The organism is Variovorax sp. CF079, assembly GCF_900101545.1.
Classification (GTDB): Bacteria; Pseudomonadota; Gammaproteobacteria; order Burkholderiales; family Burkholderiaceae_C; genus Variovorax.
This window is the reverse complement of sequence record NZ_FMZU01000003.1, coordinates 215,618-227,598: the sequence shown is the minus strand read 5'-3', so window position 1 is coordinate 227,598 and position 11,981 is coordinate 215,618. Positions and strand designations below refer to the sequence as shown.

Below are 11,981 nucleotides of genomic sequence, written 5' to 3'. Positions count from 1 at the left end.
TCCCCGTGGCCACCCAGGTTCTGCTCCCCAAGATCGGCTTTTCCATGAACGAGGCGACGCTCGCCGAATGGATGGTCGCCGACGGCGCCGCCGTCACCGAAGGCCAGCCGCTGTACGCGCTGGAAAGCGACAAGTCCGTGCAGGAGGTCGAGTCGCCCGCGACCGGCACGCTGAAGATCGTGGCCCGCGTCGGCGAGGTCTACGAGGTCGGCGCGCTGCTGGCCGAGATCGCATGATCGGCGCCGACCTTCCGGCGTGGCCGGTGGTCGATTTCGCAGCCTTCGGCGAGGTCGAGCTCAGGCCGCTTTCGCGCATCCAGGGCCTGACCGCCGGGTTCCTGGCTCGCAACTGGCTGAGCATTCCGCACGTCACGCACCAGGACGACGCGGACATCACCGCGGTCGAAGCGCTGCGTGCGACGCTGGCGCCCCGGCCGAGCGCGCTGGCCTTCTTCGCGAAGGCGCTGGTATCGGGCCTGAAGGCCTTCCCGCAGTTCAACGGGTCGCTGGACGCGAGCGGCAGGAACCTCGTGCTGAAGAAGTACTTCCACATCGGCATCGCGATCGACACGCCGCGCGGGCTCGTGGTCGGCGTGGTGCGCGACTGCGACCGCAAGCCGCTCGCCGACATTGCGGCCGACATCTCGGCCCTGTCCGCCAAGGCCCGGGGCCGCGGGCTGCCGATGAGCGACATGGAGGGCGGCTGCATCTCGATCAGCTCGCTCGGCGGCATCGGCGGCACCGGCTTCACCCCGATCGTCAACGCGCCCGAGCTCGCGATCCTCGGCATCGCCAAGGCCGAATGGAAACCTCGTCGCGGATCGGACGACGCGATCGAATGGCGGCTGAAGGTCCCGCTCTCGCTGAGCTATGACCACCGCGTGATCAACGGCGCCGACGCGGCGCGCTTCCTGCGGCATCTGGACGAGGTACTCGCCGAGCCGAAGCAGCTGCTAGCCTGAGGAAGTCCTGCAAGCCGCTCGTCATCGCGCATCCTCCAGAATCAGATCGGCCGCGCGCCATGCCATCGCCATCACCGGACCGTTGGTGTTGCCGGCGGGCATGGTCGGCGCGATCGACAGGTCCATCACGCGCAGCGCCTCGACGCCGCGCACCTTGAGCCGCGGATCAACGACGCTGCGCTCGTCGCCGCCCATGCGGCAGGTGCCGCAGGCGTGGTAGCCGCTCTGGCCGCCGCTGCGGAAGGCGTCCAGGATCTGTTCGTCGCTCTGCACCGCCGGGCCCGGTCGAGTCTCCGCTGTGATCCATGCCGCCAGGCTCGGTTGTTCCGCGACGCGGCGCATGAAGCGCATCGAGGCGATCGCGATGCGGCGGTCTTCCTCCTCGGCGAGGTAGTTGGGGTCGACCTCGGGCGGCACGTCCGCGTCGGGCGAGACGATGCGCAGATGACCCTGGCTGCGCGGGCGCAGCCCGTAGCTGAAGAGCTGCATGCCGGGGAAGTCTTCCATCGCCATGCCGCCCGCCGCGAAATCGAGCGAGAAGGGGCACATCATCAGCTGCGCGTCGGGCCGCGCGGCGCCGGGCAACGATCGGTAGAAGCCGCCGACCGGATACGAGCCCGTCGCCATCACGCCGCTGCGCGTCGACAGGTACCTGGTCGCATGGAGCCCGAGGCGCCAGCCGCTGAACTCGCGATTCTGGGAATGGCGCCAGTCGGCGAGCCGCCACTGTGCCATGTACAGCAGGTGCTCGCGCAGGTGGAGCCCGACGGCCAGGTTGTGCGCCACCGCCCGGATTCCCAGGGAGCGAAGATGCTCGCCGTCACCGACGCCGGAGAGCTGCAGCAGGCGCGGCGATTGGAGCGCGCCGGCGCAGAGGATGACCTCGCGCGTCGCGTCGAAACGCTGGGCGCGGCCATTGACCACTGCCTCGACGCCGACGGCCCGCCGGCCGTCGAACAGGACGCGGCGGACCCGCGTCTCGGTGAGCACCGTCAGGTTGGGGCGGGATCGCACCGGGGTCAGGAAGGCGGCGGCGGCGCTCTGCCGCACCCCATCGCGGATCGTGTAGCTCAGGTAGGCGATGCCTTCGTGATCGAGACGATTGAGGTCGTCGCGGTGCTCGAGGCCCAGGCGCGCACAGGCGGCGATCGTTGCTTCTGCCAGCTCGGTGCGCTCGCCGTGCGGCGTCACCTTCAGCGGCCCGCCGGCACCGCGCAGGTCGTCGGCGCCGAGTGCGTGGTCTTCGATCGCCTTGAAGCTCTTCGCGATTTCGGCCCAGCCCCAGCCGGCGGCGCCCTGCGAGGCCCACTCGTCGTAGTCCGCAGGATGGCCGCGCATGTAGACCATGCCGTTGATCGCGCTCGAGCCGCCGAGCATCTTTCCGCGCGCCCAGACCTCCTGCCGGCTGCCGTTGCCGGCGTGGGGCGCCACAGGGATGTAGTCGGCATGCTTCGGGTCCGCGAGCAGCTTGCCGAAGCCCTTGGGCATGGCGATCAGGGGACTGTGGTCCTCGGGCCCGACTTCGATCAGCAGCACCCGGTGGGCGGGGTTCTCGCTGAGGCGGTTGGCCAGCACGCAGCCGGCCGAGCCGGCGCCGACGATGAGGTAGGTCGCGTCGGTCACTGCAGCGCTCAGTCGAAGCGCACGTGGATGTGCTTGGGCACGCGCATCATCGCGCCCTGGATCCGCGGTGGCGGCATGTCGGGATCGAGGCGCAGGTTCGGCAGATGGTCGAGGATCGCATTCAGCGCGCGCGTCATCTCGACGCGCGCGAGGTGCTGGCCGATGCACACATGGGGCCCGAACGCAAACGCGAAATGGCGCTGCTTCTTGCGGAAGATGTCGAAGCGGTCCGGGTTCTCGAAGCGCGCGGGATCGCGATTCGCCGAGCCCGATGCCACCGAAAGGCAGGCGCCTGCCGGCAGCTTCACCCCGCAGAGTTCGGTGTCGACCGAGGGTGTGCGTGTCGCGATCAGCACAGGGCCGTCCCAGCGCAAGGCTTCCTCGATCGCCTGCGGAATCAGCGAGCGGTCCTTGCGCACCGCCTCGAGCTGGTCCGGATGGGTCAGCAGGCCGGTCAGCAGGATGCTCGTGCCTCGGTAGGTGGTGTCGCCGCCTGCATTGACGAGCTGCCGCAGGAAGGAGATCAGGATCTCTTCGGGCAGGCGCTCGCCGTCGACTTCGGCATGTGACAGCAGGCTCACGAGGTCGTCGCCCGGGTCCGCGCGCCGCTCCTGCAACAGGGCCTTGAAATACACGCCCAGCTTGAGCGACGCCTCGGTGCCGTGGGCCACGTCATACGACACCACCGTCTGCGCGATCGCCAGCTTGTGGAAGATGCCGACGTCCTCCGGCGGCAGGTCCAGCTGCCTGTAGATGATCTGGAACGGGTAGTGGTGGGTGAGCTCCTGCACCAGATCGGCTCGGCCGCGGCCGCTGAACTTCTCCATCAGCGATGCCACGACGGGATCGACCAGCGTCTCGCCCCACTTCGATACCCTGTTCGGCAGGAAAGCCTTCTGGAAGATCTTGCGATAGCGCGGATGGTCCGGCGCATCCATCGTGCTCACGCTCTGGCCGAACGAGATGCCCAGGTTGCGCGCGTAGATGCCGTTCGAGTAGGTCTGCGGATCCAGGAAGACGCTCTCGACCGCGTCGTAGCCGAGCACCAGGTACGCCGGCAGAGCCACCATCGTCACGTCCGGATGCAGGCCCAGCGCGCTGCGGTAGTCGAAGGCATGCACCAGCCCTTGTTCGCGCCACCGGGCAAGCTGCGGGTAGGGATCGTCATGCTCGCCGAACGCGGCGTCATCGGAGACGAACGGGTCGTAGGCCGGGTCGTCGAAGTCCTGGATGCGGGGGATGGCGCCCATGGTGATCCTTGTCGAATATCGGCGGCATTGCTATTGCAGAACGATGTTCAACTATACGACTCCGCCTTCTACGTCACGCGAGCAACTGTCTCGGGTTTTCCCGGATCATGACGGATTAAATTCAGAATAGTATTCACCTAATAGAACGACTGTCATACGGATAGTCGCACGGTGTTGATGGGGTCGCCGGCGCAGGGGTCGCCTGAGGAGACTGAAATGCTCAGTGGTCTGAAAGTGTTGGCAATCGGCTCGGCAGTGGGCTTGTTCGGCTCGCTCGGCTATCTGAAGTCGGACGCGTCCGATGAGGCGCGCGCCGCGCCCCCCTCGAAGGCCGAAGTCTGCCGGGCGGGCGGCAGCAACCTGCCGGCTGCGACGGCCCAGGAGTGCTACCACGAGATGGTTCGTGCCTACGGCCATCTGGGAGGCTCGATCGGCCAGGTCTTCGCGGCGTCGCGCCGCTGAGGTCGGCGCCTTGCCGACCGCGTCCGGGCTCGCGCGCACCTCGCGGCGAGCCTGAGCCGGAATTCGCTTCGGATGCCCTGCGATGCCATCGCGCGATGGCTTGTGCAGGCGCGTCTGCCCCCTGATGGAATTGCCCTGCGGCCGCCCGTGGCGTCGGGCTGCACCGGCATGTGAAGGCATGCCGCAAAGGGTTTGCAATGTTCTCAAAGTAGACTATCATTCGACTATACGAACAGCGAGGTGAGTCTTATGAACAGCCTGCAAATCGATTCGAACGGCACGTTGACCGAGCTCGTCGCATTCAAGTGGCTGATGGCCGGACGTGGCTGGTGGGTGGATGTGCCGCGCTTCTGGCGCGACGCGGCCTACGCACGCGAGTGCGCACAGAAGGGCGCCGAAAGCGGTCTGGAGCTGCTCGCGCGCAGCAGCGCCGCCTTGCTGGCGCAGGTGCCGCGACCGACACTCCAGGGGACCTGATCCTCACTTCAATGCCATGTCCAGAAAGCCCTTCTCGCACATTCGCGTTCTCGATCTGTCGCGCGTCATCGCCGGCCCGCTGGCCGCGCAGATGCTCGGCGACCTCGGTGCCGAGGTGATCAAGGTCGAGCGCCCCGGCGCGGGCGACGATGCGCGCAGGATGGGCCCGCCGTTCCTGAAGGACCGCGACGGCCGCGACACGCACGAGACGCCGATCATCCTGGGCAGCAACCGCAACAAGAAGTCGATCACGCTCGACCTCGCCCAGCCCGAGGGCCAGGTGCTGGCGCGCCGGCTGGCCGCGATGTCGGACGTGCTGGTCGAGAACTTCAAGGTCGGCGACCTGAAGCGCTACGGCCTGGACCAGGCAAGCCTGCGCGAGCTCAATCCGCGCCTCGTCTATTGCTCGGTGACGGGCTTCGGCCAGACCGGGCCCTATGCGCCGCGCCCCGGCTACGACTCGATCTTCCAGGCCATGGGGGGCCTCATGAGCGTGACCGGATATGCGGACGAGGAGGGCGGTGCGCCGGTCAAGACCGGCCCCTCGATCGCCGACTTCGTGGCCGGGCAGTTCGCCGCGATCGGCGTGATCACGGCCCTTTACGAGCGCGATGCGAACCGCGAGGCCAGCGGCGGCCGCGGCCAGCACGTCGATGTCGCGCTCTTCGACTCGCTGGTGGCTTCGCTGTCGCACTACGCGGCGCAGTACCTGGCGACCGGCGAGGTGCCGGTGCGGCGCGGCACGCAGGGCAGCGGCGGCTTGCCGTCGCAGGTCTTCCCGTGCGCCGACGGCGGCGTGATGGTGGTGTGCGGCAATGACGAGCAGTACCGCCGCTTCTGCGTCGCGCTCCAGCATCCCGAGCTGGCCGACGACCCGCGCTTCGCGACCAACCCGTTGCGCGTGGGCAACCGCAAGCTGCTCGCCGCCACCTTCGATGCGATCACGCGCCGCTGGCGCCAGACCGACCTGCTCGCCGCGATGGAAACGGCCGGCGTACCGGCCGGGCCGATCCGCGATCTCAAGCAGGTGTTCGACGATCCGCAGGCGCAGCACCGCGGCCTGGCCACGGAGGTGCCGCATCCGCTGGCCGGCAGCGTCAGGATCTGCACCAATCCGATCAAGTTCTCGGACACGCCGATCACCGACTACACCGCGCCGCCGACGCTGGGCCAGCACAACGACGAGATCTACCGCGGCCTGCTCGGCCTGGCCGCCGAGGAGATCGAACGCTTGAAGTCGAAGGGCATCGTGTGAGCGGCGAGCGCGATGCGCTGGTCGTCATCGGTGCCGGACATGCCGGCACCGAGCTCGCGGTGCAGGCGCGCGAGGCCGGATGGCAGGGCCGCATCCAGCTGGTCGGCGACGAGACCGCGCTGCCCTACCACCGGCCGCCGCTGTCGAAAGCCTATCTGGCCGGCACCGCGACGCTCGACTCGCTGCACCTGAAGGCGCGCGCCACGCTCGAGAAGGCCGGCGTCGAGCTGGTGCAGGGCCGGCGCGTGCAGGCCGTGGACCGAGCGGACCGGCGCGTCGCGTTCGAGGACGGCTCCTCGATCGGCTATGCGCGGCTCGCGCTGGCCACCGGTGGGCGCCCGCGTCCGCTGCCGGCGGCGATCGCGGGCGCGGCCGTCGGCGCCGACAACTTCCACTACCTGCGCACGCTCGCCGACGTCGATCGCATCCGCCGGCACTTCGAGCCTGGTGCGCGCGTCGCGATCGTCGGCGGCGGCTACATCGGCCTCGAGGTGGCCGCGGTGGCGGTGAAGGCCGGGCTGAAGGTCACCGTGCTGGAGGCGGCCGACCGCGTGCTCGCGCGGGTGACCGCGCCGCGCGTGTCGTCCTTCTACGAGCAGGTGCACCGCGAAGCCGGCGTCGACCTGCGCATCGGCGTGCAGGTCGACGGCTTCGCGCTCGATGCCGCGCGCCGCAGGGTCACCGGCGTGCATTGCGCCGACGGCGAGCGCCTGGCCTGCGACCTGGTGATCGTCGGCATCGGCCTGGTGCCCAATACCGAACTCGCCGCCGCCGCCGGCCTTGCGGTCGACGACGGCATCCGCATCGACGCCTGCGCCCGCACCAGCGACCCGCTGGTCGTCGCGGCCGGCGATTGCACGCGCTTCGACAGCGCGCTGTATGGCCGCTGCGTGCGGCTCGAGTCGGTGCCGAATGCGCTCGAACAGGCGCGCTCCGCGGCGGCGGCGCTGCTCGGGCATGAGCGGCCGTTCGAGAGCGCGCCGTGGTTCTGGTCCGACCAGTACGACCTGAAGCTGAAGATGGTCGGCCTGTCGCAGGGCCATGACCAGTTCCTGTTGCGCGGCTCGGTCGAGCAGCGCTCGTTCTCGGCCTTCTACCTGAAGGGCGAACGCGTGATCGCGGTCGACACCGTGAATCGCCCGGCCGAGTTCATGCTGGCCAGGCGCATCGTCGGCGAACGCATGGCCCTCCCGCCCGAGCGGCTGGTCGACGACGGCGCGCCGCTGAAGAGCCTGCTTGCGGAAGCCTTGCCCCAATAAGGAGAAAACCACCGTGCCCCGTTTCACGATCATCGAGCACACCGGTGCCGAGCACCAGGTCGACGCCGAAGTCGGCCAGTCGGTCATGCAGGGCGCCATCGACGCCATGGTGCCCGGCATCCTCGCCGACTGCGGCGGCTCTTGCAGCTGCGCTACCTGTCACTGCTACGTCGACGAAACCTGGATGTCCAGGCTGCCGCCGCCGGAATCCACCGAGCGCGACATGCTCGAGTGCGTGCTCGAGCAGCGCGAGACAAGCCGCCTGTCGTGCCAGTTGCGCGTCACGCCCGCGATCGAGGGCCTCGTGATCCGCCTGCCCGCATCGCAAGTCTGAAGCACCCCAATTCGAGCCGTGCCGCGACCGCGCGGCATGGCATCCCATCCCCGGAGAACCTGATGACGACCACCACCACTTCTGCTGCACCGCTCTTCAAGGGCCCGATCTTCGACGGCGACACCCATCTCTACGAAACCCCCGATTCCTTCAGCCGCTACCTGCCCGAACAGTTCAGGAAGGATTGGAGCTACGAGTGGAAGGTCGGCGCCGACGGCGAATACGCGATGTACGTGGGCCAGCGCAAGGTCGAGATCAGTGCCGGCTATTACTCCGAGGACGGCCGCGTGCCGCCGCCGGGCAAGCTGCACGAGTGGCTGCGCGCGCAGAAGGAGGGCAAGGAGAACGTCGACATGCGCGTGCCGATGACCGAAGACATGTATGCCCGCGACGCCCGCCTCGCGAAGATGGACGAGTTCGGCGTCGAAGGCTGCTTCCTCTACTGCGGCAACATGGTCGCGTCGATCAGCTACCTCGACGAGCCGAAGGCCGCGGCGGCGGTGATGCATGCCTACAACCGCTGGATGCTCGACGACTGGGGCTTCAACTACAAGGACCGCATCTACTCCGCGCCGCTGGTCTCGCTCGACGACCTGGACGCCGCCTGCGCCGAGGCCGAATGGGCCATCAGGAACGGCACGCGCCTGTTCCTGATGCCGATGGGGCCCTTCGGCGGCAAGCCGCCGGCGCATCCTGACTTCGACCGCTTCTGGTCCATCCTCAACGAAGCGCACTGCCGCGTGGTCTATCACGTGTCGGAGGCGATCTACATGAAGGACCACATGGCGGTGTGGGGCGAGCCGGTGCAGCAGTCGCGCCAGCGCCAGACCGCCTTCGTCTGGATGCACGGCTACAGCGAACGGCCGGTGGTGGAGACGATCTCGTCGCTGATCTTCTGGAACTTCTTCGCGCGCTTCCCCAACCTGCGCGTACTGTCGGCCGAGAACGGCGCCGAGTGGGTGCCGACCATGCTGATCAAGATGGACAAGTGCCGCGGCATGGCGAAGAACGGCTACTGGCCGGGCGGGCAGCTGAAGGAGCGGCCGAGCCGGATCTTCCAGCGCCATGTCAGCGTGGTGGCCTATCCGGAGGACGACCTGAAGACGATCGTCGACCAGGTCGGTTCGCACGAGTGGATGATCATGGGCTCGGACTACCCGCATGCCGAAGGCGTGCCGGCGCCGCGCGACTTCGCCGACGAGGCCTGCAAGCAGCTCGGGGCCGAGCAGACGCAGGGCGTGATGCATGACAACGGCCGGCGCTTCCTCGCGCCGGTGGTGTGAAGCATGAAGACCAAGGTGAGTGCGCTGCTCGGCAGCCGGCTTCCCATCGTGCAGAGCGGCATGCGATGGGCCTCGCGCGCCGAGCTGGTCTCCGCGGTCTCGAACGCCGGCGCCTTCGGCATCCTGTCGGCGCACACGCAGCCGGATGCCGAGGCGCTGCGCCGCGAGATCGAGCGCACCCGTTCGATGACCGATCGGCCCTTCGGCGTCAACCTGACGCTGCTGCCGGGCGCCAGCGGCGTTGACGTCGATGGCTACGTGCGGGTGGTCTGCGAAGAGCGCATTCCGGTCGTCGAGACGGCCGGCGGCAGCCCGGCCCGGTATCTCGATGCGCTGAAGGATGCCGGCGTCAAGGTGATGCACAAGGCCACCAGCGTGCGCCATGCGCTGAAGGCCGAGTCGCTCGGCGTCGATGCGGTGATCATCGACGGCTTCGAATGCGCCGGCCACCCGGGCGCTGACGACGTGCCGGGCCTGGTGCTGATCCCGGCCGCGGCGCGGGCGCTGAAGGTCCCGGTGCTGGCCGCCGGCGGCATTGCCGACGGGCGCGGCCTGGTCGCGGCCCTGGCGCTGGGCGCCGAGGGCGTCTGCATGGGCACGCGCTTCCTGTTGACGCGCGAGTCGCCCCTGCACCCGCAGGTCAAGGCGCGCATGCTCGCCGCGTCTGAAACCGACACCACGCTGGTCGGCCGCCGCTTCGGTGACAGCATCCGCGTGCTGAAGAACCGCACGGCCGCCGAAGCGCTCGCCCTCGAGGCGCAGCCGGCGACGACGCACGGGGACCTCCTGCCGCTGATCGGCGCGCCGCGCTGGATGCTGGCGATGGAAAGCGGCGCCGCGGACGATGCGGCGCTGCCGATCGGCCAGTGCGTCGGCCTGATCGACGATCTGCCCAGCTGCGCCGAGCTGATCGAGCGCATGCTGGTGGAGGCGCGCGCCGCGATCGAGCAGCGTCTGCCGGCGCTGCTGGGCGCCGCCTAGGCCGAGGCCATGAACGATCCATCCGATCCATCCGCACCCATCGATGTCGCGCCCTTGTTCGAACCGATCGCGATCCGGGGCCTCCAGCTCGCCAACCGCATCGTGATGGCGCCGATGACGCGTAACTTCTCGCCCGGCGGCGTGCCGGGCGACGACGTCGCCGCCTACTACCGGCGCCGTGCCGAGGGCGGCACCGGCTTGCTGATCACCGAGGGCGTGGGCATCGATCATCCTGCGGCGCTCGGCGATGCGGGCCTCGGCGAAAGCAACCTGCCGCACCTCCATGGCGAGGCGGCGCTCACCGGCTGGAAGCGCGTCGTCGATGCGGTGCATGCCGCCGGCGGCCGGATCGTGCCGCAGCTCTGGCACCAGGGCGTGATGCGCGAACCCGGGACCGGCCCGCATCCGGAGGCCGCGTCGCTGCGTCCATCGGGTCTCTGGGGCCCGGCGGGCCGCATGACCTCGATCGACCCGGCATACGCCGAACGCGTGCAGGCGCCGACACGGCCAATGACCGAGCGCGAGATCCAGGACGTGATCGATGCCTACGCGCGCAGCGCCCGTCACGCGCGCGAGGCCGGTTTCGACGGCATCGCGATCCACGGTGCGCACGGCTACCTGATCGACACCTTCCTGTGGGACGAGACGAACCGCCGCACCGACGCCTGGGGCGGCGAGCGGCGCGCCCGGGCGCGCTTCGCCGCCGAAGTGGTGCGCGCGATCCGGCGCGAGGCGGGCGAGTCGTTGCCGATCTTCTTCCGCTTCTCGCAGTGGAAGCAACAGGATTTCAAGGCCCGCCTCGCATCGACGCCGCAGGAGCTCGAGGAGGTGCTCGGCCCGATTGCCGATGCCGGCGTCGACGTGTTCGACGGCAGCGTGCGCTATTTCGACCGCGCCGAGTTCGAGGGCTCGCCGCTGAACCTGTCGGGCTGGGCCAGGAAGCTCACCGGCAAGCTCGCGATGGCGATCGGCGGCATCGGGCTGGACCGCGGCTTCTACGATTCGAAGCGCGACGGCCGTGCCGGCGGGTCAGACAATGTCGCGCTGCTGATGAAGCGATTCGAGCGCGCCGAGTTTGATCTGGTCGCGGTCGGCCGCGCGCTCTTGAACGAACCGAGATGGACCGAGAAGCTGCGTCACGGGCACGCGTTGCCGGCCTTCGACGAGCAGCGGATGAAGGAGTTGTACTGATGAGTGAGGCCATCACCTGGGCGCTCGCCGACACCGGCGTGCTGACCCTGACGATCGACCGCCCCGAGGTCAGGAACGCGATCGACACCACCGGGCAGAACCTGCTGGTGCGCCGGCTGGTCGATGCAGCGCGCCATCCGCGCGTGAAGGTCGTCGTGCTGACCGGCGCCGGCGCGGCCTTCTGCACCGGTGCTGACGTGCGCTCGATGGGCGCGCCGGACCCGGACGACGCGATCGCGCAGGAGTTCGGCCAGACCGAGCTCTGGCAGGCGCATGAGGCGCGGGTCGACCGCCTGCGGCGCCTCGCCGAAGCCTCGTTCCTGCTGCACGACATGGGCAAGCCGACGATCGCGAAGCTGCGTGGGCCGGCGGCCGGGCTCGGCTTCTCGCTCGCCCTCGCGTGCGATTTCCGCATCGCCGCCGACAATGCCTTCTTCGTCTCGAGCTTCGCGAAGATCGGCACGCCGGGCGACTACGGCGGCAGCTACTTCCTCACGCAACTCGTCGGCCCCTCGAAGGCAAAGGAGATCTACATGCTCTGCGACCGTGTCGGCGCCGCCGAGGCGCTGGCGCTGGGCATGGTCAACCGTGTCCTGCCCGAAGCCGAGCTCGATGCCGCGACCGACGCGTTCGCACTGCGGCTGGCGAACGGGCCGGCGCTCGCCTGGCGGGCGATCAAGGAGAACATCCACGCCGCCGCGCACCAGACGCTGCAGCAGGTGCTCGACCTCGAGGCGCGCAACATGATCCGCTGCCGCCTGAGCGAGGACTGCAAGGAGGCGCTCGCGGCCTTCCAGCAGAAGCGCGAGCCGCGCTTCGAAGGGCGGTGACCCGATGAGCGCCTCCCCGGCCGCCCGAAGGCGCGCCCCCTCGGGGGGCAGCGCAGTACACGAAGTGACAAGCGT

The 11,981-nt window shown here is 69.1% G+C and carries 13 protein-coding genes; 11 read left to right on the top strand and 2 right to left on the bottom strand.

The window, feature by feature from the left end; all coding sequences use genetic code 11:
- Positions 1-5: 5 nt before the first annotated feature.
- Both BLS74_RS05395 and BLS74_RS05390 read left to right on the top strand, forming a co-directional pair.
- Positions 6-236: a biotin/lipoyl-containing protein gene (locus BLS74_RS05395; protein ID WP_093103551.1), complete on the top strand. Its 231-nt coding sequence runs from the start codon at positions 6-8 to the stop codon at positions 234-236.
- Positions 233-961: a 2-oxo acid dehydrogenase subunit E2 gene (locus BLS74_RS05390; RefSeq protein ID WP_093103549.1), complete on the top strand. Its 729-nt coding sequence runs from the start codon at positions 233-235 to the stop codon at positions 959-961. The genes BLS74_RS05395 and BLS74_RS05390 overlap by 4 nt, the downstream gene beginning before the upstream one ends.
- Before the next feature lie 21 nt (positions 962-982).
- Here the strand turns inward: BLS74_RS05390 and BLS74_RS05385 are convergent, their stop codons facing one another.
- Together BLS74_RS05385 and BLS74_RS05380 are read right to left on the bottom strand one after the other, a co-directional pair.
- Complete coding sequence (locus tag BLS74_RS05385; RefSeq protein ID WP_093103547.1) at positions 983-2,584, bottom strand: GMC family oxidoreductase; 1,602 nt, start codon at positions 2,582-2,584, stop codon at positions 983-985.
- 8 nt (positions 2,585-2,592) lie between these two features.
- Entirely contained in the window at positions 2,593-3,834 is a 1,242-nt protein-coding gene (locus BLS74_RS05380; RefSeq protein ID WP_093103546.1) for a cytochrome P450, read from the bottom strand.
- Between the two features lie 216 nt (positions 3,835-4,050).
- Here BLS74_RS05380 and BLS74_RS05375 point away from each other — a divergent pair, with 216 nt between their 5' ends.
- The 9 genes from BLS74_RS05375 (at position 4,051) to BLS74_RS05335 (ending at position 11,906) form a co-directional block, all read left to right on the top strand.
- Positions 4,051-4,296 (top strand): hypothetical protein, encoded by a 246-nt coding sequence (locus tag BLS74_RS05375; protein WP_093103544.1) that lies wholly within the window; start codon positions 4,051-4,053, stop codon positions 4,294-4,296.
- 249 nt (positions 4,297-4,545) lie between these two features.
- Complete coding sequence (locus BLS74_RS05370) at positions 4,546-4,773, top strand: hypothetical protein (protein ID WP_093103542.1); 228 nt, start codon at positions 4,546-4,548, stop codon at positions 4,771-4,773.
- A 16-nt stretch (positions 4,774-4,789) separates the two neighbouring features.
- Positions 4,790-6,028 carry a CaiB/BaiF CoA transferase family protein gene (locus BLS74_RS05365; protein ID WP_093103540.1) on the top strand — a complete coding sequence of 413 codons (1,239 nt, stop codon included), beginning with the start codon at positions 4,790-4,792 and terminating at the stop codon, positions 6,026-6,028.
- On the top strand, positions 6,025-7,287 hold the full coding sequence (locus BLS74_RS05360; protein ID WP_212733635.1) for an NAD(P)/FAD-dependent oxidoreductase: 1,263 nt from the start codon (positions 6,025-6,027) through the stop codon (positions 7,285-7,287). Before BLS74_RS05365 ends, BLS74_RS05360 begins: the two co-directional genes overlap by 4 nt.
- A gap of 13 nt (positions 7,288-7,300) precedes the next feature.
- A complete protein-coding gene (locus BLS74_RS05355; protein ID WP_093103538.1) occupies positions 7,301-7,621 on the top strand; it encodes a 2Fe-2S iron-sulfur cluster-binding protein in 321 nt (106 codons plus the stop codon).
- A gap of 62 nt (positions 7,622-7,683) precedes the next feature.
- Positions 7,684-8,904: an amidohydrolase family protein gene (locus BLS74_RS05350; protein WP_093103536.1), complete on the top strand. Its 1,221-nt coding sequence runs from the start codon at positions 7,684-7,686 to the stop codon at positions 8,902-8,904.
- A gap of 3 nt (positions 8,905-8,907) precedes the next feature.
- A complete protein-coding gene (locus BLS74_RS05345) occupies positions 8,908-9,885 on the top strand; it encodes an NAD(P)H-dependent flavin oxidoreductase (RefSeq protein ID WP_093103535.1) in 978 nt (325 codons plus the stop codon).
- A gap of 9 nt (positions 9,886-9,894) precedes the next feature.
- Entirely contained in the window at positions 9,895-11,076 is a 1,182-nt protein-coding gene (locus BLS74_RS05340; RefSeq protein ID WP_093103533.1) for an NADH:flavin oxidoreductase, read from the top strand.
- Positions 11,076-11,906: an enoyl-CoA hydratase gene (locus BLS74_RS05335; protein WP_093103532.1), complete on the top strand. Its 831-nt coding sequence runs from the start codon at positions 11,076-11,078 to the stop codon at positions 11,904-11,906. Before BLS74_RS05340 ends, BLS74_RS05335 begins: the two co-directional genes overlap by 1 nt.
- The last annotated feature ends 75 nt before the right edge of the window (positions 11,907-11,981 follow it).